General features: G+C 63.8%; 27 protein-coding genes. 5 read left to right on the top strand and 22 right to left on the bottom strand.

All coding sequences use genetic code 11. The annotated features are described in order from the left end of the window. Positions 1-174: 174 nt before the first annotated feature. From ACEWPL_RS09000 to ACEWPL_RS08915, 18 genes are all read right to left on the bottom strand, one after another. A complete protein-coding gene (locus tag ACEWPL_RS09000; protein ID WP_393931516.1) occupies positions 175-783 on the bottom strand; it encodes an NADH-quinone oxidoreductase subunit J in 609 nt (202 codons plus the stop codon). Continuing rightward, on the bottom strand, positions 780-1,193 hold the full coding sequence (locus tag ACEWPL_RS08995) for a carboxymuconolactone decarboxylase family protein (RefSeq protein WP_393931514.1): 414 nt from the start codon (positions 1,191-1,193) through the stop codon (positions 780-782). The genes ACEWPL_RS09000 and ACEWPL_RS08995 overlap by 4 nt, the downstream gene beginning before the upstream one ends. Next, the gene (nuoI, locus tag ACEWPL_RS08990) at positions 1,190-1,684 is read right to left on the bottom strand and encodes an NADH-quinone oxidoreductase subunit NuoI (protein ID WP_281968130.1); all 495 of its coding nucleotides are present in this window, start codon (positions 1,682-1,684) and stop codon (positions 1,190-1,192) included. Before nuoI ends, ACEWPL_RS08995 begins: the two co-directional genes overlap by 4 nt. 101 nt (positions 1,685-1,785) lie before the next feature. After that, on the bottom strand, positions 1,786-2,823 hold the full coding sequence (gene nuoH, locus ACEWPL_RS08985; RefSeq protein WP_393931512.1) for an NADH-quinone oxidoreductase subunit NuoH: 1,038 nt from the start codon (positions 2,821-2,823) through the stop codon (positions 1,786-1,788). A 7-nt stretch (positions 2,824-2,830) separates the two neighbouring features. Further along, entirely contained in the window at positions 2,831-3,250 is a 420-nt protein-coding gene (locus ACEWPL_RS08980) for a hypothetical protein (RefSeq protein WP_393931510.1), read from the bottom strand. After that, the gene (locus ACEWPL_RS08975; protein ID WP_393931508.1) at positions 3,250-3,648 is read right to left on the bottom strand and encodes a hypothetical protein; all 399 of its coding nucleotides are present in this window, start codon (positions 3,646-3,648) and stop codon (positions 3,250-3,252) included. Before ACEWPL_RS08975 ends, ACEWPL_RS08980 begins: the two co-directional genes overlap by 1 nt. A gap of 3 nt (positions 3,649-3,651) precedes the next feature. Beyond that, on the bottom strand, positions 3,652-5,664 hold the full coding sequence (gene nuoG, locus ACEWPL_RS08970; RefSeq protein ID WP_393931506.1) for an NADH-quinone oxidoreductase subunit NuoG: 2,013 nt from the start codon (positions 5,662-5,664) through the stop codon (positions 3,652-3,654). Between the two features lie 5 nt (positions 5,665-5,669). Continuing rightward, positions 5,670-6,071 carry a DUF5333 domain-containing protein gene (locus ACEWPL_RS08965; RefSeq protein WP_393931504.1) on the bottom strand — a complete coding sequence of 134 codons (402 nt, stop codon included), beginning with the start codon at positions 6,069-6,071 and terminating at the stop codon, positions 5,670-5,672. Positions 6,072-6,195: 124 nt separating this feature from the next. Next, entirely contained in the window at positions 6,196-6,531 is a 336-nt protein-coding gene (locus ACEWPL_RS08960) for a hypothetical protein (protein WP_393931502.1), read from the bottom strand. Between the two features lie 32 nt (positions 6,532-6,563). Beyond that, positions 6,564-7,859, bottom strand: coding sequence for an NADH-quinone oxidoreductase subunit NuoF (gene nuoF / locus ACEWPL_RS08955; RefSeq protein ID WP_393931500.1), 1,296 nt, complete (start codon positions 7,857-7,859; stop codon positions 6,564-6,566). 7 nt (positions 7,860-7,866) lie between these two features. Continuing rightward, positions 7,867-8,088, bottom strand: a complete 222-nt coding sequence (locus ACEWPL_RS08950) for a DUF5337 domain-containing protein (RefSeq protein ID WP_393931498.1) — start codon at positions 8,086-8,088, stop codon at positions 7,867-7,869. 12 nt (positions 8,089-8,100) lie between these two features. Next, positions 8,101-8,796: a hypothetical protein gene (locus tag ACEWPL_RS08945; RefSeq protein ID WP_420744335.1), complete on the bottom strand. Its 696-nt coding sequence runs from the start codon at positions 8,794-8,796 to the stop codon at positions 8,101-8,103. Positions 8,797-8,835: 39 nt separating this feature from the next. Then, positions 8,836-10,176, bottom strand: a complete 1,341-nt coding sequence (locus tag ACEWPL_RS08940; protein WP_393931494.1) for an NADH-quinone oxidoreductase subunit E — start codon at positions 10,174-10,176, stop codon at positions 8,836-8,838. Between the two features lie 109 nt (positions 10,177-10,285). Further along, on the bottom strand, positions 10,286-11,527 hold the full coding sequence (locus tag ACEWPL_RS08935; RefSeq protein WP_393931492.1) for an NADH-quinone oxidoreductase subunit D: 1,242 nt from the start codon (positions 11,525-11,527) through the stop codon (positions 10,286-10,288). Next, positions 11,527-12,147, bottom strand: a complete 621-nt coding sequence (locus ACEWPL_RS08930) for an NADH-quinone oxidoreductase subunit C (RefSeq protein ID WP_393931490.1) — start codon at positions 12,145-12,147, stop codon at positions 11,527-11,529. Before ACEWPL_RS08930 ends, ACEWPL_RS08935 begins: the two co-directional genes overlap by 1 nt. 33 nt (positions 12,148-12,180) lie before the next feature. After that, positions 12,181-12,714: a NuoB/complex I 20 kDa subunit family protein gene (locus tag ACEWPL_RS08925; protein ID WP_336422472.1), complete on the bottom strand. Its 534-nt coding sequence runs from the start codon at positions 12,712-12,714 to the stop codon at positions 12,181-12,183. Continuing rightward, positions 12,705-13,070, bottom strand: a complete 366-nt coding sequence (locus ACEWPL_RS08920) for an NADH-quinone oxidoreductase subunit A (RefSeq protein WP_393931489.1) — start codon at positions 13,068-13,070, stop codon at positions 12,705-12,707. The genes ACEWPL_RS08925 and ACEWPL_RS08920 overlap by 10 nt, the downstream gene beginning before the upstream one ends. A 215-nt stretch (positions 13,071-13,285) precedes the next feature. After that, positions 13,286-13,948 (bottom strand): glutathione S-transferase family protein, encoded by a 663-nt coding sequence (locus tag ACEWPL_RS08915; RefSeq protein ID WP_393931488.1) that lies wholly within the window; start codon positions 13,946-13,948, stop codon positions 13,286-13,288. A gap of 303 nt (positions 13,949-14,251) precedes the next feature. On the opposite strand from ACEWPL_RS08915, the gene ACEWPL_RS08910 reads away from it, so the two are divergent. Beyond that, the gene (locus ACEWPL_RS08910) at positions 14,252-14,863 is read left to right on the top strand and encodes an OmpW/AlkL family protein (protein ID WP_393931486.1); all 612 of its coding nucleotides are present in this window, start codon (positions 14,252-14,254) and stop codon (positions 14,861-14,863) included. 8 nt (positions 14,864-14,871) lie between these two features. On the opposite strand, the gene ACEWPL_RS08905 is transcribed toward ACEWPL_RS08910, so the two are convergent. Continuing rightward, positions 14,872-15,171, bottom strand: a complete 300-nt coding sequence (locus ACEWPL_RS08905) for a hypothetical protein (protein ID WP_393931484.1) — start codon at positions 15,169-15,171, stop codon at positions 14,872-14,874. 97 nt (positions 15,172-15,268) lie between these two features. Between ACEWPL_RS08905 and ACEWPL_RS08900 the strand changes: the two genes are divergently transcribed. After that, entirely contained in the window at positions 15,269-15,742 is a 474-nt protein-coding gene (locus ACEWPL_RS08900; protein ID WP_393931482.1) for a pyridoxamine 5'-phosphate oxidase family protein, read from the top strand. Next, a complete protein-coding gene (locus tag ACEWPL_RS08895) occupies positions 15,742-16,215 on the top strand; it encodes a CreA family protein (protein ID WP_393931480.1) in 474 nt (157 codons plus the stop codon). The genes ACEWPL_RS08900 and ACEWPL_RS08895 overlap by 1 nt, the downstream gene beginning before the upstream one ends. Here ACEWPL_RS08895 and ACEWPL_RS08890 read toward each other — a convergent pair. Both ACEWPL_RS08890 and ACEWPL_RS08885 read right to left on the bottom strand, forming a co-directional pair. Continuing rightward, positions 16,212-17,408, bottom strand: a complete 1,197-nt coding sequence (locus ACEWPL_RS08890; RefSeq protein ID WP_393931478.1) for a DegT/DnrJ/EryC1/StrS family aminotransferase — start codon at positions 17,406-17,408, stop codon at positions 16,212-16,214. The genes ACEWPL_RS08895 and ACEWPL_RS08890 overlap by 4 nt on opposite strands. Further along, the gene (locus ACEWPL_RS08885) at positions 17,405-18,067 is read right to left on the bottom strand and encodes an HAD-IA family hydrolase (protein ID WP_393931475.1); all 663 of its coding nucleotides are present in this window, start codon (positions 18,065-18,067) and stop codon (positions 17,405-17,407) included. The genes ACEWPL_RS08890 and ACEWPL_RS08885 overlap by 4 nt, the downstream gene beginning before the upstream one ends. Positions 18,068-18,226: 159 nt before the next feature. Between ACEWPL_RS08885 and glmU the strand changes: the two genes are divergently transcribed. Both glmU and glmS read left to right on the top strand, forming a co-directional pair. Further along, positions 18,227-19,582, top strand: a complete 1,356-nt coding sequence (glmU, locus tag ACEWPL_RS08880; RefSeq protein ID WP_393931473.1) for a bifunctional UDP-N-acetylglucosamine diphosphorylase/glucosamine-1-phosphate N-acetyltransferase GlmU — start codon at positions 18,227-18,229, stop codon at positions 19,580-19,582. Then, the gene (gene glmS / locus ACEWPL_RS08875) at positions 19,582-21,405 is read left to right on the top strand and encodes a glutamine--fructose-6-phosphate transaminase (isomerizing) (RefSeq protein ID WP_393931471.1); all 1,824 of its coding nucleotides are present in this window, start codon (positions 19,582-19,584) and stop codon (positions 21,403-21,405) included. The genes glmU and glmS overlap by 1 nt, the downstream gene beginning before the upstream one ends. Positions 21,406-21,408: 3 nt before the next feature. On the opposite strand, the gene ACEWPL_RS08870 is transcribed toward glmS, so the two are convergent. After that, positions 21,409-21,900 (bottom strand): hypothetical protein, encoded by a 492-nt coding sequence (locus tag ACEWPL_RS08870; RefSeq protein WP_393931469.1) that lies wholly within the window; start codon positions 21,898-21,900, stop codon positions 21,409-21,411. Positions 21,901-21,950: the final 50 nt, after the last annotated feature.

The following is a 21,950-nucleotide window of genomic DNA, read 5'->3' as shown; positions in this document are numbered from 1 at the left end:
CCTGTCGCGCGCCTCTGGCTGGGCGCCTGGCGGCTGACTAGCCGATCAGAGAATATCCGCCAAAGATGATGATCAGCACCACCACGAGCACGACAATCGTATTTCTGGACATGCGTTTCATCCTTGGTTTGTGGCGAGACCTACTGGCCCTGCATTAAATAGTGGAGAGAGCGCCTAGAGGCCCTGCCCCGGTTTGACGTCCTTCAGCTCCATCGCCTTCTTGGGGTCGCGCCACATCTGATGCAGCACATTCTGCCGCTTGATGTCGACGCGGTGGCGCAACGTCAGAACGATGGCCCCGATCATGGCGACCAGCAGGATCAGACCCGCCAGCTGGAAGAGAAGGAAATACTTGTCATAAAGGAGCAGACCCAGCGCCGCGGTGTTATGCACATCCACCGGCGCCGGTGCGGCAGCGGCGGCCTCGGCCCCGGCCGAAACCTCCCACGCGCCAAAGGCGATGCCGAACTGCATCAGCAGGATCACGGCAATCAGCAGCGCAAGCGGCATGTATTTCGCCATCTCGGCCTTCAGCTCGGCGAAATCCACGTCCAGCATCATCACGACGAAGAGGAAGAGCACCGCGACAGCGCCCACATAGACGATGACCAGCAGCATGGCGACGAATTCGGCGCCCAGCAGTACGAAAAGGCCCGCCGAGCTGATGAAACTGAGGATCAGCCAAAGCACCGAATGCACCGGGTTGCGGCTGATGACGGTAAAGAGGCCACCGGTCAGCGCCGAAATTGCAAAAAGATAGAAGGCAAACGCCATAGCGGTCATGTGTCTTTTCCTTCCTCGTTGTCCCCGTCCATCACCTCGCGGGCCAGATCCATCGCGCGGGAGGTCGCCGGAAGTCCTGCGAACATGGACATGGTCGCGATCGTCTCGGCCACTTCGGCCTCGGTCGCGCCGGCCTCGAGCGCGTGGCGCACGGTCAGGCGCACCGCCGTATCGGCCTGAGCGCCCTGCATGGTCAGCCCTGCCAGCGTCAGCAGCAGGCGCGTCTTGGCATCAAGCCCATCGGGGTTCAAGCCCTTGCCGAAGGTCATCTCCATCAGGTCGCGCGGCATGGTCTGCCACATCGCCTCGAAGGCTTTGGGCGAGAATGCCTCCATCGCCGGATTCATGGCCTTGGCCATGTCCTGCATCTGGCGCATCATCTGCTCGAAGGGGTTTTTCGCGTCGCTCATCTGTAGGGTGCATCCAACTCGAGGTTGCGGGCAATCTCGGCCTCCCAGCGATCGCCGTTCTCCAGCAGCTTGTCCTTGTCGTAGAACAGTTCTTCGCGGGTCTCCGTGGAAAACTCGAAGTTCGGGCCTTCGACGATGGCATCGACGGGGCACGCCTCCTGGCAGAAGCCGCAATAGATGCATTTCGTCATGTCGATATCGTAGCGCGTGGTGCGGCGGCTGCCGTCATCGCGCGGTTCGGCGTCGATGGTGATGGCCTGCGCAGGGCAGATGGCCTCGCAGAGCTTGCAGGCGATGCAGCGCTCTTCGCCATTGGGATAGCGGCGCAGCGCATGCTCGCCCCGAAAGCGCGGCGACAGATATCCCTTTTCATGCGGGTAGTTCAGCGTGGCCTTGGGCGCGAAGAAATACTTGAGGCCCAGCCCCAGTCCTTTCCACACATCGCTCAGCAGAAAGTAACCGGCTGCGCGTCCATAGTCGATATTCGCCATTTCGTCAGCTCCTTGTTGTCGCTTCGGACTGAGTCTCGATCTTCAGCCGCGTCTTACCCGCATTGACCGCGCCATTCCAGCGGGTCTCGCATCCCAATGCCTTAGCTCCCCATCGCGAAGCGGGCCCAGAACGCGCCCAGAACTTCGAACTTCGCGAGGAAGGCGATGATCACCACCCAGGCAAGGCTCAGCGGCAGGAACACCTTCCAGCCGATGCGCATCAGTTGGTCATAGCGATAGCGCGGCGTGATCGCCTTGACCATCGCGAAGAGGAAGAAGAAGAACGCCATCTTGCCGACCATCCACAGAACGCCGTCTGGCAGGCCCGGGATCGGCGACAGCCAGCCGCCGAAGAACAGCAGCGAGGTCAGCGCGCACATCAGGAAGATCGCGATATATTCGCCTGCCATGAAAAGCAGGAAGGGCGTCGCGGAATACTCTACCTGATAACCGGCAACCAGCTCCGACTCGGCCTCGGGCAGGTCGAAGGGCGGGCGGTTCGTCTCGGCCAGGCAGGAGATGAAGAAAAGCGCGACCATCGGCAGGTGCGGCAGCCAGTACCAGCCGAAGAAGCCGTATTTCGTATCCTGCGCGGCAACGATTTCGCCGAAATTGAGGCTGCCGGTCGAGATGATGATGCCGACGATGATCAGGCCAAGGCTGACCTCGTATGAGATCATCTGCGCCGCCGAGCGCAGCGAGCCGAGGAACGGGTATTTCGAGTTCGACGCCCAGCCGCCCATGATCACGCCATAGACCTCCAGCGAAGAAACGGCGAAGACATAGAGGATGGCCACGTTGATATCCGACAGCACCCAGCCATCCGCCATGGGAATCACCGCCCAGGCGATGACGGCCAGAACAAAGCTGACGATGGGGGCCATGATGAACACGGTCTTGTCCGCGCCCGCCGGCACCACCACTTCCTTGAGGACGTATTTCAGCGCGTCGGCCACGGATTGCAGCAGGCCGAACACGCCGACCACGTTGGGGCCGCGCCGCATCTGCACGGCGGCCCAGATCTTGCGGTCGCCATAGACGAGAAACAGAAGGCTGATCATCACAAAGCCAAGCATTGCAAGGCACTGCGCAAAAATCAGCAGGACGGTCCCCGTAGGGGTGGTAAAGAATTCAGCCATCAGGTCCTCATACCATCGGTATTCCGTTTTCCGCACAGTCGGCGGCCACGACTTCGGCGTCGATTGTTTTCAGCCCGCGCGGCAAGGCAGGCGAGATCGTATAAACCGCATCGGCGCGCCAGATGCCACCCTCATCCGCGATATTCGTGCGCACATGACGCGCAAATCCGTACCCGCGGATCAACGCATATTGCGCCGCGGCGCATTCCGCATAGCGGGCGATATCGGCGCTGCCGCGCGCGCCGGTCATCGACACGTGGAAATTCACCAGATCGCCGTCCAGAAGGTCTGTCTTGACGCCGCGATACTCGGGCGCGAAGGGCAGTGCCGACTCGCCGGTGCCGTCCTCGCCCGCCGCGCAGCCCGCCAGCGCGCCCGAAGCGGCAAGGGCCAGCAGCGCCGCACCATGACCCCGCGCCGCCCGCATCAGGCGCATCCCGGTGTCGGTTTGCGAAATTCGCTGACGATCCAGTCATCGCCGCGCTTCTCGCCGATCAGGGTGTAGCGGCAGGTCTTGGAATAGGGGATGTAATCGGTGCCGAGGGTGGTCATGCCGCCGCTCCAGCCGCCCCAGCCATGCCTGCCGATGCCGATGCCCACACCGATCCGGGGCTGCGGCGACGGGCGAAAGCCTGTCTTGGTCAATTCCCACTGAAAGGCGCGCCGCCCGTCGGACAGCTGAAATACTTCCACCGGGCTGCCGTGATCCAGAACCGCCGCGCCGATGGGACGGCCCACATAGCTCTCCATCTGGTTCGGCGCGGCGCAGCCCGCCAGAACCAGCGCGGCGAGGCAGGCCGCAATGATATGCTGCCCCGCGCGCATGGCTTACTCCGCCGCCATCTTGGGGGCGCGGCGGGCCTTGGCATTCGCGCTCAGTTCGGCCATCAGCTGGCTTGCGCGGGCGATCGGGTTGGTCAGGTAGTGATCCTTGATCGCGCTGCGGAACGTTGCCTTGCCCATCGCCTTGGCCTCCAGCGGTTGCCACTCGTTTTCGGGGACATCGTCGATCTGCGCCAAATGCGGCACCTCGGCCACCAGCGCCTGACGCAGTTGCGGCAGGCTGTCATAGGGTAGAACGCTGCCCATCTCGCCCGACAGCGCGCGCAGGATGGCCCAGTTTTCCTTGGCCTCGCCGGGCGCAAAATTGGCACGCAGCGCAAGCTGAGGGCGCCCTTCGGTGTTGACGAAAAGGCCCTGCTCCTCGGTATAGGCGGCGCCCGGCAGGATGATATCGGCGCGGTGCGCGCCGCGGTCGCCATGGCTGCCCTGGTAGATCACGAAGGGTCCGTCCTTGATCTCGGTCTCGTCCGAGCCGAGGTTGTAGATCACTTCGGCGCCCTCCAGAGCCGCCTCAAGGCCGCCCTCGGTGGTGCAGCCCGCATCCATCGCGCCGACCCGGCCCGCAGCGGTGTGCAGCACCAGCAGCTTGCCTCCGGTCTTCTCGGCCAGTTGCATCGCATGGGCCAGAACAGCTTCGCCATCGGCCTCCTGCAAGGCACCCTGCCCGACGATCACGATGGATTTACTGTCGGATGCCTTGGCGTCCTTCACCAGTTTTTCCAGCGCGGCGCGATCCTCGCCCGCGTGGTCATACTCGTAAGTCAACTCGCAGGCCTCGCCGATCAGGCTGACCGTGCCGCCGCGCAGCCATCCCTTGCGGATGCGCGCATTCAGAACCGGCGCCTCGATGGCGGGGTTCGCGCCGATGATCGTGACGCTGCCTGCGTCATCCAGATCCTCGATGCGCGCCGTACCGACATAGCCCGAGCGGTTCCCGGCGGGCAGCTTGGCCCCATCGGTGCGGCACTCGACATGGCCGCCCTGCCCCTCGATCAACTGTTTCAGCGCAAACGCCGCCTCGACCGGGACAAGATCCCCGACAAGGCCGGCAACCTTCTTGCCCTTCATGGCGGCCGCGGCAGCGCTCAGTGCCTCGGGCCAGCTTGCGGGACGCAGCTTGCCATTCTCACGGATGTAAGGCGTGTCCAGACGCTGGCGGCGCAGGCCATCCCAGACAAAGCGGGTCTTGTCCGAAATCCACTCCTCGTTCACGCCGTCATGGTTGCGGGGCAGCATGCGCATGACTTCGCGGCCCTTAGTATCGACGCGAATGTTGCTGCCAAGCGCATCCATCACGTCGATCGTCTCGGTCTTGGTCAGCTCCCACGGGCGGGCGGTGAAGGCGTAAGGTTTGCTGACCAGCGCGCCGACGGGGCAAAGGTCGATGATGTTGCCCTGCAGGTTGCTGTCCAGTGTCTCGCCCAGATAGGACGTGATCTCGGCATCCTCGCCCCGGCCGGTCTGGCCCATCTGGCTGATGCCCGCGACCTCGGTGGTGAATCGCACACAGCGCGTGCAGGAAATGCAGCGCGTCATGTGCGTTTCGACCAAAGGTCCCAGATCCAGATCCTCGGTCGCGCGCTTGGGCTCGCGGAAGCGGCTGAAATCAACGCCATACGCCATCGCCTGATCCTGCAGATCGCACTCGCCGCCCTGATCGCAGATCGGGCAATCCAGCGGGTGGTTGATCAGCAGGAACTCCATGACACCCTCGCGGGCCTTTTTCACCATGGGCGAATTGGTGCGCACGACCGGCGGCTCGCCATCTTTGCCGGGGCGCAGATCGCGCACCTGCATGGCACAGCTGGCCGCCGGCTTGGGCGGGCCACCGACGACCTCCACAAGGCACATCCGGCAGTTCCCGGCGATCGACAGACGCTCGTGATAGCAAAAGCGCGGAATTTCCACGCCCGCCTCTTCACAGGCCTGGATGAGGGTCATCGCCCCATCCACCTCGATCTCGGTTCCGTCGATGTTCACTTTGCGAAGGTTCGTCATGGTGTTCACTTTGCTTTCAGGAATGAGCCGATGCGGCTGCGGTTCTTGATTTCTTCCTGCCCGAGACGGCACAGGCTGGCGGCATCCAGATTGCTGGCGCCCTTGGATTTGAAATAGGCATTCCGGCGCTCGCGCATCTTGTCCTGCTCGGCGTCGTCGTTCACATAGGCCTCGATCTCGGCCTCGGTATAACCGCGCTTCTCGGCCATGCCCTTGAGCTGGTTCACATAGCTGCGTGCGGCCCAGAATTTGCCGGAGATATCCCCGCAGTCACGGCGGATCTTGTCGGCGGCGGCGATGGCCAGAAGGCCGGCGTTGATATCCTGCTCTGCGGCCAGATCGGCGCGGGCGGCGCTGGCCCCTCCGGCCACCGAGAGGGCAATAAGCGTGGTCACTACGACGCGCATGGCGTTACTCCTTTCATGCGTGTGGGGGCGCGTGCAGGCGCACGCTCCTTCCCAACGCAGATGGAGATCCGGGCCGCCGTTATGCAATAACATGCGCTGAATGCCGCCAAGATCATCAGCCAATCTACCATATCACGCAGCTCCCGCGCAAAATGAGCTTGCCATTGTCGATCACCGCCGCACCCGCGTCGGGATCATACCCAGCCCGCCAGTTGATCGTGCTGTCGCCAAAGGTCTCGACGCAATAGCGCGTTGCCTCGTACCGGCCCGCCTCGCGTGCGCCTTCGATGCCCTGCCCCGGATCGCGCACCGCGATGACGAAATCCTCGCGCCGGTCACCCACCTGGTTCAGGTCGGCGGGATAGTAATTGCCATTGAAGCGCGCCCGCTCACCCGACCTGGCGCAGGCGGTGAGGGCCAGCGCAGCGCAGACGGCGAGGGTCAAGGGTTTGGCGATCATCATGTTACTCCAGGTTTACCGCAATCCGGCGTTCACTCTGCCGCGACAGGGCGCGAGGTGGTGCTGCGCTTGTGCTTGATGCGGTCCTCAATCTCGTCGCGGAAGTTGCGAATGAGGCCTTGGATCGGCCAAGCCGCCGCATCGCCGAGCGCGCAGATCGTGTGACCCTCGACCTGTTTGGTGACATCCAGCAGCATGTCGATCTCTTCGGGCTCGGCGTCGCCGGTCACAAGGCGGTCCATCACGCGCATCATCCAGCCCGTGCCCTCGCGGCAAGGGGTGCACTGGCCGCAGCTTTCGTGCTTGTAGAATTTGCTGAGGCGCCAGATTGCCTTGATGATGTCGGTCGATTGATCCATCACGATCACTGCCGCAGTGCCAAGGCCGCTACGCTGCTCACGCAGATAGTCAAAATCCATGATCGCCTCGCGCATGTTCTCGCCCCGGATGCAGGGCACGGAGGAGCCACCGGGGATCACGGCCTTGAGGTTGTCCCAGCCGCCGCGAATGCCGCCGCAATGCTTTTCAATCAGCTCCTCGAAGGTGATGCTCATCGCCTCTTCGACCACGCAGGGGTTATTCACATGGCCCGAGATCGCAAACAGCTTGGTGCCCGCATTGTTGGGGCGGCCAAAGCTGGCGAACCATTCCGGCCCTCGCCGCAGGATCGTCGGGACGACCGCGATGCTCTCGACGTTGTTCACCGTGGTCGGGCAGCCGTAAAGGCCCGCTCCCGCCGGGAAAGGCGGCTTCATGCGCGGCATGCCCTTCTTGCCCTCCAGCGATTCGAGCAAAGCAGTCTCTTCGCCGCAAATATACGCGCCAGCGCCATGCACCAGGTAAAGGTCGAAATCATAGCCGGACTTGCAGGCGTTCTTGCCGATCAGGCCCGCATCATAGGCCTCGTCGATGGCAGCCTGCAGGGCCTCTTTCTCGCGGATATATTCGCCGCGGATGTAGATATAGCACGCATGGGCCTGCATGGCGTAGCTGGCAATCAGGCAGCCCTCAATCAGGGTATGCGGATCATGGCGCATGATCTCGCGGTCCTTGCAGGTACCGGGCTCAGATTCGTCCGCGTTGACCACCAGGTAGGAGGGGCGACCATCGCTCTCCTTCGGCATGAAGGACCACTTGAGGCCGGTGGGAAATCCCGCGCCGCCACGCCCGCGCAAGCCGCTGGATTTCATCTGCTCGACGATCCAGTCACGGCCATTCTGCAGGATCTTGGCCGTGCCATCCCAGTGGCCGCGCGCCCGCGCGCCCTTCAGCGTGCGGTCATGCATCCCGTAGAGGTTGGTAAAGATACGGTCCTGGTCTTTCAGCATTGCGCCGTTACCCCTGATTGTCCTGACGCGCGCGCCAGATATTGTAGATCATCCAGACAGCCCAGAGGAAGCCTCCGAGCGCCATGATATCGAACAGTACCAGCTGTTGCTGGGTCAGTCCGAGCATAGGTCCGATCATGGTCGCGGCCACCCACAGGATGGCCGTTCCCGCGATCACCATCGCGGCGCGGCGGCCTGCGCGGGCCTGGTCTGCGCCCTTATCGCTCACGCCGATACCATCCTAGGCGGCGCCATTCTTGCCGGCGCGGCTGGCAAACTCGGTGGTGCCGCCGCTGGCCAACGTGGCCGCCTGCCCTGTCCAGTCGTCCCGCGTCGCGCGGCCCTTGAAGCCTTGCAGGTTCTGATCGACCCACGCCACCTGCGCATCCGTCCAGTTCGCGATCTGCTCGTAATGGTAAAAGCCCATGCCGTTCAGCATCTTTTCCAGCTTGGGGCCGACGCCCTTGATCAGCTTCAGATCATCCGCCCCACCCTTGCGCGGCGCGCTGAGGGTTTCGGGCTTCTCACTCTCATCCGTGCTCGCAGCGTCGGAGTCGGCCTTGGGCTTTCTCGCCTCGGAGGCGACGGGATGCGCCTGGGGCGCAGCTTCGTCCGGCTCATCGAAATGCGGCGGGGTCGCGGCGGCGGCCGAAGCGGCGGCAGCGTGCGCCCCGCCCGGTTGCGGCGCGGGCGGATCGCCCGCCACCAGACTGGAGGGCGCCGAGGTCGCGGCCAGCGGGCGCACGGCACCGCTGGTGCAGACCAGCTGCGGCAGCACGAAGCCCAGAAAGAAGAAGACCAGCACGCCCAGCAACATCGCCCAGAGAAGAGACCAGCCCGACGCGGCAATCAGAACGATTGCCAAGAGCAAGCCCAGCCCGACGGCAACATACCAGCAGGTGCTGGCACATTTCTTGGCAGATTGGTCACTCGTCATGGTCATGTCCCCCTTGAGGCACGGCGCGCACGGCTAGGATCAGTCGTAAACGTCGCCTTTTTTGACACGCTTGGCAAAGTCGGTTTCCCCGCCCGATGCCAGCGTCTTGGCCTGCCCTGCCCAGTCGTCGCGGGTGGCGCGGCCCTTGAAGCCTTCCAGATGCTCATCGACCCAGGCGGTCTCTTCGGCCGTCCAGGAAGCGATCTGATCGAAATGATAAAACCCAAGATCGTGCAACAGGCCTTCCAGCTTGGGCCCGACGCCCTTGATCATCTTGAGATCGTCTGCCGACCCGCCGCGCGGCGCATCCAGCGCTTCGGGCTTCTTGCCAGCCGCGGTGCCTTGCGGTCCGGCCTTGGCCTTGCCAGCAGACTTGCCCTCGGATTTGGCTTTGGCCTTGGCCGCAGGGGCACCGCCGGGCGCGCCTGCGGTATCGCCCGGCACTTGCGGCGCCTTAGGAGACGCCTCGGACGTCTTGGCGGTCTTCTCTTTCTTGGGCCCCGGCTCGCCTTTGGGCGCCTTGGCGACGGTGCCCTCTTCGGGCTTGGCCTTGGATTCGGCGGCGTCGCCCTTGGCGGCCTTGTCCGCGTCAATGCGGCCCGTCTCCTTGACGATGTCGAGCGGCGCATCCAGCACCTTGACGTTCGGCTTGGCAGGCTGGTGCATGGCGCCCTTGTCGCGCCACGGCGCCAGCATGGGCACTTCGGTGCCGTCAATGCGCTTGACCGTCTCGCCCAGATCGGTGGCCAACTGCACCGAGGCATTGTATTTCTTATGGCCGCTATCGAATTCCTTGAGGCTGGTCAGACCGCTTGCCGGCTCGGACGCAAAACGTCCGTTTTGGGGGCCCGGCACCGGCACGTTGCCAGCCGCCAATTCGTCGATGATCTCGCCCAGACGCTCGGCGGTCAGATCCTCGTAGTAATCCTTGCCGATCTGGGCCATCGGCGCGTTGGCGCAGGCGCCAAGGCACTCGACCTCTTCCCAACTGAATTTTCCGTCAGCGCTCAGCTGATGCGGCTTGTCGGCGATCTTCTCGCGGCAGACGGCTACCAGATCCTCGGCGCCGCAGATCATGCAGGAGGTGGTGCCGCAGACTTGAATATTCGCAACGCTGCCAACTGGTTGCAGCTGGAACATGAAGTAGAACGACGCCACTTCCAGCGCACGCATATAGGCCATGCCCAGCATGTCGGCCACGCCCTCGATCGCCGGGCGGGTCAGCCAGCCCTCCTGCTCCTGCGCGCGCCAGAGCAGCGGAATGATGGCGCTGGCCTGACGGCCCTCGGGATACTTGGTGATCTGCGCCTCGGCCCAAGCCTGATTGGCGGGGGTAAAGGCGAAACTCTCGGGCTGCTCATGGTGGAGGCGACGAAGCATCAGGCGCTCTCTTTCGTGCGTGTCGTGTCAGTGCTCTGCGCGGACGCGCAGATCGCAACAGGTTTGTCAGTGGCCCGCGCCGCGGCGCAGGTGGCAGAATAGGCGGTGGTCACCTGTCGATCTCCCCGAAAACGACGTCCATCGTGCCGATGATCGCCGCCACGTCGGCCAGTTGGTGACCGCCGGCGATATAGTCCATCGCCTGCAAATGCAGGTAGCCGGGCGCGCGCAGCTTGGCGCGGTAAGGCTTGTTGGTGCCGTCCGAGACCATGTAAACGCCGAATTCGCCCTTGGGCGCCTCGACGCAGGCATAGACCTCGCCCGCCGGCACGTGAAAGCCTTCGGTGTAGAGTTTGAAGTGATGGATCAGCGCCTCCATCGACGTCTTCATCTCGTTGCGCTTGGGCGGGGTAATCTTGCCGCGCGCCAGGATGTCGCCCCGGCCCTCGGGGGCACGCAGTTTCTCGATCGCCTGCAGGATAATGCTGGTCGACTGGCGCATCTCCTCCATCCGGACGAGGTAGCGATCATAGCAATCGCCATTCTTGCCCACGGGGATCTGGAAGTCGAATTCATCATAGCATTCATAGGGTTGCGCCCGGCGCAGATCCCACGCCATACCGCTGCCGCGCACCATCACACCGCTGAAGCCCCAGTCCAGCACATCCTGCTCGCTCACCACGCCGATATCGGCGTTGCGCTGCTTGAAGATGCGGTTCTCGGTCAGCAGGCCGTCGATATCGGCCATCACCTTGGGAAAATGCTTGGCCCACGCCTCAATATCGTCGAGCAGGTCATTCGGCAAATCCTGATGCACGCCGCCAGGCCGGAAATAAGCCGCGTGCAGGCGCGCGCCGCAAGCCCGCTCGTAAAAGATCATCAGCTTTTCGCGCTCTTCAAAGCCCCAGAGCGGCGGCGTCAGCGCGCCCACGTCCATCGCCTGAGTCGTGACGTTCAGGAGGTGGCTGAGAATACGGCCGATCTCGGAATAAAGCACGCGGATCAGGCTGGCGCGGCGCGGCACTTCAATGTCGCACAGACGCTCGATGGCCAGGCACCAGGCATGTTCCTGGTTCATCGGCGCCACGTAATCGAGGCGATCGAGATACGGCAGGTTCTGCAGGTAGGTGCGGCTCTCCATCAGCTTCTCGGTGCCGCGATGCAGCAGGCCGATATGCGGGTCGCACCGCTCGACGATCTCGCCGTCAAGCTCCAACACAAGGCGCAAAACGCCATGCGCCGCAGGGTGTTGTGGGCCGAAGTTGATGTTGAAGTTGCGGATCTGCTGCTCGCCCGATTCGAAGTCGCGCGATCCGTCATCGTATGTGTTGGTGCGGATATCGCCGTCCATCACTTCGCCCCCTCTTTCTTCTCATCCGTCTTCTCGTCACCGGGCAGGACGTATTCGGCCCCTTCCCACGGCGACATGAAGTCGAACTGGCGGTATTCCTGCACGAGGCTCACCGGCTCGTAGACGACGCGCTTCTGGTTCTCGTCATAGCGCACCTCGGTATAGCCCGTGGTCGGGAAATCCTTGCGCAGCGGATGCCCGCGAAAGCCGTAATCGGTGAGGATGCGGCGCAGGTCGGGATGGCCGGAAAAGAGGATGCCGAACATGTCGAAGACTTCGCGCTCGAACCAGTTGGCCGAGGGGTGGATCTCGGTGATCGAGGGGACCATGTCGCTCTCGCGGGTGGCGACGCGCAGCCGGATGCGCTGATTCTGGTACATGCTGAGGAAATGATAGACCACGTCGAACCGCTTGGCCCGCTCGGGGTAGTCCACGGCGGTGATATCCACCAGTGATGAAAAGCGGCAGGTGCTGTCGGTTTTCAGAAACTCAACCAGCCCTTTGATGCTGCTGAGGGCCACATCCACGGTCAGCTCGCCGCGGTCGACGCTCCAGCCCAGCACGCAATCCTTGCGCTTCGTCTCGATATGGCTGCCCAGTTCCTTGAGCGCTTCGGTCATGTCATTCCCCTTGCGTCACAGCGCCCGCCCGCCTCAGCGGACGATCGTTCCGGTGCGGCGGATTTTGCGTTGCAGCTGTAGAATACCGTAAAGCAGCGCCTCGGCGGTCGGAGGGCAGCCCGGCACGTAGATATCCACGGGCACGATGCGGTCGCATCCGCGCACGACGCTATAGCTGTAGTGATAATAGCCGCCGCCATTGGCGCAGCTGCCCATCGAGATCACGTAGCGCGGCTCGGGCATCTGGTCATAGACCTTGCGAAGCGCCGGGGCCATCTTGTTAGTCAGCGTGCCGGCGACGATCATCACGTCCGACTGGCGCGGGCTGGCACGCGGTGCGACGCCAAACCGTTCGGCATCATAGCGCGGCATGGAGGTGTGCATCATCTCGACCGCGCAGCAGGCAAGGCCGAAGGTCATCCAGTGCAGCGAGCCGGTGCGCGCCCAGTTGATGATGTCCTCGGACGCGGTCAGCAGGAAGCCCTTGTCCTGCAATTCGCGGTTCAGATCCTGCGTGGCGACCTCGCGGTCGGCGCCCGCATGGTTGGGCGAGGTGGCTACTCCCATTCCAGGGCTCCCTTTTTCCATTCATAGGCAAAGCCGATGGTCAGCACGCCAAGAAATACCATCATCGACCAGAAGGCCGTCATGCTGATGTCCTGGAACGCCACCGCCCAGGGAAACAGCATCGCGATTTCCAGATCGAAAATGATGAAGAGGATCGACACGAGGTAGAACCGCACGTCGAATTTCATCCGCGCGTCATCGAATGCGTTGAAACCGCACTCATACGCGCTGACCTTCTCGGGGTCGGGATTGCGCCCGGCCAGAACAAGCGAGGCGACGATCAGGATGACCCCGAGGCCGATGGCAATGGCCAGAAAGATCAGAATGGGAAGGTATTCCAACAACATCTCTTCCAAGAGTGGCTCCTATTCTGCTGCGGCCTCCGGGGCCCTGCACGCAAGTTGCAAAGGTGGCTGGCATGTATCTATCGCCGCCCCCTGATGGGGTCAACCGACGCGTGACAGTTTAGATAGCCCGCGCGTGAGGCGAGCCAGCCCGCATATCATGCGCGAATGGTCGCAGATGCACGGCCCGGAACATCAGCCTGGCCCAGCGATGGGGACTCAACGGACTAGCCGTCGGGCATGGGATAAAAATCCTGATCGAACATGCGGCTGCTGGCCGCGCCCGGCAGGGCATCGTGATAGCTTTGGCGCTCAGTGATCCTTTCGAACCAGGCCGCAAGCTCGGGGTGACCGTCCACCGCCGCGAAATGCCGCGCCATGTAGACCGCCTGTCCCACGCAAATATCAGCCGCCGAATACCCGCCCGTCAGCAGGTAATCGCGGTTCTCGACCGGCGTGCTGAGTCGCGCCTCGATCGCGTCATAGCACTGAAGCAGGCGCTGCACCTCGATCCGCTTGACCGCATCGCAGCTCTCGTCCCCCAGCACCACGTGCTGCAGGGTCAGCGCCGCCACATGCTGGCTGACCGTTTCGGCGAAATGCACCCAGACCAGCCATGCCATGCGGTCCATCGCGCCCGGCAGCCGGCCCATGCCGCGCTCGGGGAATCGCTCGCACAGGTATTCCACCATGGCCCCGCTCTCAAACATGCGCTCGCCCTCGATTTCCAGCGCCGGCACCCGCCCCGCGGGCGAGCGGGTCAGGAATTCCTCGGTGCCCAGCGACCCGTCGAACGGCATCTCGACCAATCGATGCTCAACATCCAGCTCGTTCAGCAGCCAAAGCACCCGCATCGAGCGGCTTTGTGGCACGTGATAGAGCGTGATCATGTCATTTTCCCTTTTTGTTTCGTGATCGTGATTTCGGTCAGGCAACCGGCTTGGCAGAGCGCAGCCGTCCCACGGTAACCCCAAGCCCTCCGCTCGGGATGCATCCGCAAGGGCATTTTCTTGGCAAAAATACCCAAGTTCTTGGCAAAAATACCCAAGGACAACCTTCGCCTAACGCGCTCCCTACGCCTCACCTGTGGCGCGGCTGCATCACTCGCACCATCGTGATTTCGTTTGACCCAAATCAACTCGTCTCCGAGCGGCCGGGCCTAACACACCAGCGAGCTTAGAAGGAGAAGAGCCATGAATACCCGCCTCACCATCGCCGCCGCCGCCCTTATGGCCACCGTCGCCGTCCCCGCCATCGCCCAGAGCAAGGGCGACGTGACCGTCGGTATCGGCGTGCACAATGTCAACCCGCAGGGCAGTTCGACCACCGCCGCGGGCGAAATCAGCGTTGGAGACAACACCCGCCCGACCCTGACCTTCGAATATTTCGTGGCCGACAAGATCGGTATCGAGGTGCTGGCCGCATGGCCCTTCGAACATGACATCAGCCTTGCCGGCGCCGGCAAAATCGGCAAGACCAAGCATCTGCCCCCGGTCCTGTCGCTGCAATACCACTTCGTGAACAGCAGCACCGTCACGCCCTTCGTCGGTCTTGGCATCAACTACACGACGTTCTTCGACGATGTGGGCACCGGCGCGCTGGCCGGCGCGGCGCTTGACCTCGATGACAGCTGGGGTGTTGCCGTTCACGCGGGCCTTGATTTCAAGGTGTCCGAGCATGGCTCGCTGCGTCTCGACATGCGCTACATGGATATCAGCACCGACGTGAAGGTGAACGGCACCAAGATCGGCTCGGTCGATATCGACCCTTGGGTCGTCGGCGCGGCCTACGTCTACCGCTTCTGAGCCTTGGCTCAGTCGGTGCGGTCCACATCTGCGATCGCGCCAAACCGGTCGATGTAATAAATCCTGCCTGCGCGCCCACGTGGCGCGCAGGTCACGACCAGCCAGAGCGCTTCGGCCGTGGCAAGCCGCGCGGTGCAGTCCGTCTCGGTCGCGCCCGCCCCCTCCTCCTCGACATATTGCCTGATGATGCGCGTGATCACCTCGGTTTCGTCGCTGCGCAAAGCCGTCTTTCGCCCCAGCGACAGTCCGATCACCGCCGTGGCGGCGACCAGCCCGATCAGCGGCGCAAAGAACATCCAGCGCGGCACAATACCCCTCCTTGAACGCTGTGGCCCTGCGCCGGGAACCCCGCGGGCCTGCGCATCGTTTAGCCGGTGAACGCAATGACACGACAAGGGGATCGACATGAGCGACCAAGACCTCAAGGCCACCTTCTGGGACCGTATCGAAAACGTCAATGTGGGCATGCTCTCGGCCACCGGCACCGATCCGCGCCCCATGGTCCACCATGCACGGCAGGATGACGGAGCGCTGTGGTTTCTGACCGCCGACCACACCGATATCGGCGAGGATGCCGCCGCCGGCAAGGATGCACGATATTCAGTCGCGTCGGGCGATGCCAAGCTCTACGCTGTGATCGACGGCAGCCTCGCCATCGAGACCAGCCGAGACAAGCTGGATGAGATCTGGTCGCCCATGGACGCGGCATGGTTCGAGGAAGGCAAGGACGATCCCGATGTCCGCCTCGTGCGCTTCACCCCCAAATCGGCCGAGGTCTGGGCCCATGAAAGCAATGCCAAAGCCTTCTACGATATGGCGAAATCCGCATTGACCGACGACACCGCCAATCCTGGCGGTCATGGCAAGATCCGTTTCTGATGGGCCGTATCCTGAACATTCTGGGGGTCGCCGCGCTGGCGACCCCTTTGGCGTGGCAGGCCAGCGCCGAGCAGGTGGGCGAGATCGGCGTTGACTGGGCGGGCAATGACATCGTGATCGAGGCGATCGCCGATCCCGAAGTTAGCGGCGTCACCTGCCATCTTGCCTATTTTGAGCGCGGCCTGATCGACCGCCTCGCCAATGGCAACTGGTTCGAGGACCCGTCGAACAGTGCGATCGAGTGCCAACAGACCGGCCCCATCACGCTGGGCGATATCGACCGCAGCGAAGACGGCGAGGACGTGTTCCGCGCCAGCCGCTCGATCATCTTCAAGACCCTGCGGGTCAAGCGCATCTATGACCAGGCAAACCGCACGCTGGTCTATGTGGCCCATGGCCGCGAGCTGACCCAAGGCTCGGCCAAGGTATCCATCTCGACCGTGCCTATCGGGGATGCTGTGGACCGCCGCTAATCCAGCGATTGCCAGACCGCGCCCACCTCGGCGCGGATGATGCGTGCGATAAGGGCGCAATCCGCCTCGCTGAAGGTCAGCGGCAAACGCATGTCGACGATGGCGCGCAGGATGCGGTCGCTGTCCGTCATGCGCACGCTGGGGGCGTAGTGCCAGCTGTCATAGCGGCTGGTAAAGCCCTCAGGCTCGGCCCCGCCGAACCATTTCAGCTGCACGCCGCGCGCCGCGCAGCGGCGCAGCACATCGCCCACCGCCGCATCGGGCCAATCCTTCAGCAGGACCTGGATGGAAGAACCGACGAACGTCTCTTCCGCAGGCCGCTCGACCACCGCTAGGCCCGGCGTTCCGCGCAAGCCCTCTTCGACGATCCGATATCGCGCCGTCCACGCCGCGCATTGCGCGTCCAGTTTGCGCAGTTGAGGCCGTAGGATCGCCGCGCGCAAATTGTCCATCCGGCCCGAAACGTTCGGCGTCAAATACTTCGCGCGCTCGAACGCATCCTCCGGCGGGCGCGTGCCGTGCCGGCCATAGAGCATGTAGGATCCCGACAGCAGGATCGCTCGCGCTGCGACGTCATCATCGTCGGTGATCAGGAAACCGCCCTCGCCCGAATTCATATGCTTGTAGGTCTGCATCGAGTAGCAGCCGATCAGTCCGTCGCGGCCCGACATACGGCCGCGCCACGCAGCGCCCATCGTATGCGCGCAATCCTCGATCACGGTGATGCCTGCCGCGTCACAGATCTGCATCAGACGGTCCATGTCGGCCAGATGCCCGCGCATGTGGCTCAGCATCAGCACTTTCGCCTCGCCCGCCTTGGCCTCCAGATCGTCCAGATCAATCGTCAGCGCCTCGGTCACGCCAACAAAGACCGGCACCGCGCCCACGCCCGCAATCGCGCCCGGCACGGGGGCGAGCGTGAAGGCATTGGTCAGTACCTTGTCGCCCGGCCGGACCCCGATGGCCCGAAGCGCCGCGCCCATCGCATACCCGCCCGAGGCAACGGCCAGTGCATATTTCGCGCCCGTATAGGCGGCGAATTCACGCTCCAGCGCGGCGACCTCGCCATCCTCGGTGTTATAGCGGTGCAGCCGCCCCGAGCGCATGACGGCGACAGCGGCCTCAATCGCGTCCTCGGGGATCGGCTCTTGCTGGGTAAAGCTGCCGGTGAAGATCTCGGGGCCGCCGCTCATACTAGTAGCCGTGCAGCGATGCCCGGCAGGTCCGCGAAATCATCCAGCAGCGCGTCGGGCGCCAGCGCGGGCATATCGGCGCCGTTCGGCCCGAACGTCACCAGCACTGACGGCACGCCTGCCGCGCGGGCGGTGTCGTGATCGGTGATCGTGTCGCCCACCATCAATGCGCGCGCCGGATCGCCGCCCGCGCGGCGCGCGGCCTCGCGCAGTGGCTCGGGATCGGGCTTGCGCACATGCAGCGTATCGGCGCCGATCAGGGCGCCGAAAAGGTCCAATGCCCCCATGCGGGTCAGCAACTGGCGCGCGAGGTATTCGGGCTTGTTCGTGCAGACTGCCACTTTGAAATCCGCCGCGACCAGCGCGGCGACAGCATCGAGCGCACCGGGATAAAACACCGTATGCGTGTCGATTTCTGCCTCGTAGGCATCCAGTAGGATTGGATAATAGCGATCGAGAAGCGCCGCATCCTCGGCCTGCCCCATCCGCTGGAGGCCAAGCGTCAGCATCGCCCTCCCTCCGCGCAGCGCCGTTCCGGCATCCGCCGCGCTCAGCTGATCCCCCGCCCCCATATGGCGAAAGCAGTGATTGGCGGCGGCCACCAGATCGCCGCTGGTATCGGCCAGGGTGCCGTCAAGATCGAAGATGATGCTGCGCATCCGCGCGCCTCCCGCTCAATTTACGCCCGGCGGCGCCTTTCCGCCCGGCCCTGTCACAATCGGCAATCTAGATTGATCGCCGCTCTCTTGCACCTGCGTGTCAGGCAGATAAAACGACCCTGCCCGCGATACAAAGGAAATCTTGGAGGGATCCCGTCGATGAGCACCGCTCTGATCGTCCTTGCCGCCGGCAAGGGCACGCGCATGAAGTCCGATCTGCCCAAGGTGCTGCATCCCATCGCGGGCGCGCCGATGCTGATCCATGCCCTGCGCGCCGGTGCGGCGCTGGAGCCGTCGCGCATCGCTGTCGTCACCGGCCACGGGGCCGAGGCCGTCGAGGCGTCGGCACAAGAACATGACGACGAGATCCGCTGCGTCCGCCAGGAAGAGCAGCTGGGCACCGCCCATGCCGTCGCACAGGCGCAAGATGCGCTGGACGGGCATGAGGGCGACGCGCTAGTCCTTTACGGCGATACCCCTTTCATCCAGCCCGAGACGCTGGAGCGGATGATCGCGGCGCGGCAGCAACATGACATCGTCGTGCTGGGCTTCAAAGCCGCCGATCCGGGCCGCTATGGCCGCCTGATCATGCAAGGCGATGCGCTGGACCGGATCGTCGAATTCAAGGATGCCACGGACGAAGAACGCGCTGTAACCTTTTGCAACTCGGGCGTTATCGCCGCTGATGCCGCCACGCTCTTCGATCTGATCGACGCGGTTGGCAATGACAATGCCTCGGCCGAGTATTACCTGACCGATATTATCGCCATCGCCCGCGCGCGCGGCCTCAGCGCCACCGCCATCGCCTGCGACGAGGCCGAGACGCTGGGCATCAATTCGCGCGCCGAGCTGGCCGCCGCCGAGGCGCTGTTTCAATCGCGCGCCCGTGCGCGGGCCTTTGAGGATGGCGTCGCGATGCAGGCGCCGGACACCGTCTATTTCGCCTATGACACGATGATCGGCCCCGATACGCTGATTGAACCGAATGTCGTTTTTGCCCCCGGTGTGACTGTCGAGAATGGCGCGCATATCCGCGCCTTCAGCCATCTTGAAGGGTGCCATGTCTCGCGCGGCGCGGTCGTCGGCCCCTATGCCCGCCTGCGCCCCGGCGCTGAGTTGGCCGAGGATGTGCGCGTCGGCAATTTTGTGGAAATCAAGAACGCGGTGCTGGAGGCCGGTGCCAAGGTGAACCATCTGACCTATATCGGCGACGCGGATCTGGGCGAGGCTTGCAACGTGGGCGCAGGCACCGTCACCTGCAACTATGACGGCGTGATGAAGCACCGCACCACCATCGGCGCGGGCGCCTTCATCGGGTCCGGCACGATGCTGGTCGCGCCGGTCTCGGTGGGGGCTGGGGCGCTGGTCGGATCAGGCTCGGTCATCACGCGGGACGTGCCCCAAGATGCGCTGGCGATCGGGCGCGCGCAGCAGGTGAACAAGCCCGGCTTTGCGCGAAAATTGTTCGATATGTTAAAGATTAAGAAGGCCAAACAGGGTAAAGGGGCAGTATAATGTGCGGTATTGTAGGGATACTGGGCCGGCACGAAGTTGCCCCGACACTGGTCGAGGCGCTGAAACGGCTGGAATATCGCGGCTATGACAGCGCCGGGATCGCCACCGTCAACGAGGGCACGCTGGATCGCCGCCGCGCGGTGGGAAAGCTGGTCAATCTCAGCGACCTTCTGGTGCACGAACCCCTGGCCGGCAAATCCGGCATCGGCCATACCCGCTGGGCCACCCATGGCGCGCCGACGCTGACCAATACGCACCCGCACCGGGCAGGCCGCGTCGCCGTGGTGCACAACGGCATCATCGAGAATTACCGCGACCTGCGCGCCGAACTGGCCAAGGCGGGCATCGCGCACCAGACGGAAACCGATACCGAAACCGTCGCGCTCATGGCGCAGCACCATATCGACGAAGGCGCCACACCCGAAGAGGCCGCCCGCTGCACGCTCGCCCAGTTGCAAGGCGCCTATGCGCTGGCGTTCCTCTTTGAGGGCGAGTCCGATCTGATGATCGCCGCACGCAAGGGCAGCCCGCTGGCCATCGGCCATGGCGAGGGCGAGGTTTTCATCGGCTCGGACGCCATCGCGCTGGCCCCGATGACCGACCGCATCACCTATCTCGAAGAGGGCGATTGCGCCGTTTTGACCCGAGACTCGATCAAGATCACAGATGCGCAGGGTCAGGTCGTCCAGCGCGAGGCGCGCACCATCCGCATCGATGCCGCGCGCATCGACAAGGCCGGGCACAAGCACTTCATGTCCAAGGAGATCGCCGAGCAACCCACCGTCATCAGCGAGACATTGGCGGCCTATATCGCCCCCGATGCGAGCGACATTAACCTGCCGGACCAAGGCATTGATTTCGCGAACATGAACCGCATCGTCATGGCCTCCTGCGGCACCGCGTATTACGCCTGCCTCACCGCGAAATACTGGTTCGAGCAGCTGGCCGGTCTGCCCGTCGAGGTCGATTTCGCCTCCGAATTCCGATACCGCACGCCGCCCGTGACCGAGGGCACCGCCGCGCTCTTTGTCAGCCAGTCGGGCGAGACGGCCGACACGCTGGCTGCGCTGCGCTATTGCGCGGGCAAGGCCAGCACGATCCTTGCGGTGACCAACGTCCCCGAAAGCTCGATCGCGCGCGAGAGTGATCTGAACATGCCTATCCACGCGGGCGCCGAAATCGGCGTCGCCTCGACCAAGGCGTTTACTTGCCAGCTGACCGTCTTGCTGTTGCTGGCGCTCAAGGCCGCCCATGCGCGCGGCCGCCTCACCGATGCAGAGCTCAAGGCCAAGCTGGCTGGGCTGCGGGGCCTACCGGCGGTTTTCAACCAGGCCATGAGCATCGAGGAGACGGTGCGCGGCATCTCGCAGCGCCTGGCAAAATCGCGCGATGCGCTGTTCATGGGGCGCGGTGTGATGTTTCCGCTCGCGCTTGAAGGTGCGCTAAAACTAAAAGAAATCAGCTATATACATGCCGAAGCTTATGCCTCCGGCGAGTTGAAGCATGGCCCCATTGCTCTCATCGACGAAAACATGCCCGTGATCGTGATGGCCCCGCGCGATGCGCTCTTCGACAAGACCGTGTCGAACATGCAGGAGGTGATGGCCCGTGGCGGAAAGGTGATCCTGATTACCGATGCGGCGGGCGCGCATGAGGCGTCGGACGGCGTCTGGCAGACCATCATCATGCCCGAGATCGACGATGCGATCGCGCCCATCCTTTATGCGCTGCCGGTGCAATTTCTGGCCTACCACACCGCGATCACCAAGGGCACGGATGTGGACCAGCCGCGCAACCTGGCGAAATCGGTGACGGTCGAGTAGCGCCTAGTTCAGGCGAAACACCTGCACCTCGGGCAGCCCCGTCAGCGGCGCCTCGATCACGCGCAGCGCGGCCAGTGACATGCGGCTCCCCGCCCCCGGCTCGGCATCCAGCGGAATCAGATCGACCTTCACCGATTTGCCATTGGCCGGATAGACGACGCGGCCCGGCCCCGCCTTGCTGACCAGTGGCGTCTTCAGCCAGAACCCCGGCTCGCCCGGCGCGCCGAGGCTGGCAATGGTCATGCCCAGATCAGTGCCGCCCGCGGCCGGCTGCGCCGCAGCGGCCTTGTCAGCATCGGTGGTGGTGTCGAACTGCTCGGCCGTGCGTGCGTTTGCGGGCGGCGGGGTGCCGGCGGGGGTCGGCGCTTTGGATGCGGCGGGCGCCTCGGTGGCCGACGCGGGGTCGGGCCGGGACGCATCGGAGCGCATCCAGTCCGGCATGGCGGCGCAGCTGGCAAGGGCCGCAAAGGCCGCGATGGAGACGAGGTGTTTCATATCGCCGAGCCTATGCCGCGCCGCCGCGCCGATCAATCCCCGACACAAGG

It is taken from the genome of Roseovarius roseus, from assembly GCF_043355935.2.
Taxonomy (GTDB): domain Bacteria; phylum Pseudomonadota; class Alphaproteobacteria; order Rhodobacterales; family Rhodobacteraceae; genus Roseovarius; species Roseovarius roseus.
This window is presented reverse-complemented; position numbering and strand designations above follow the sequence as displayed.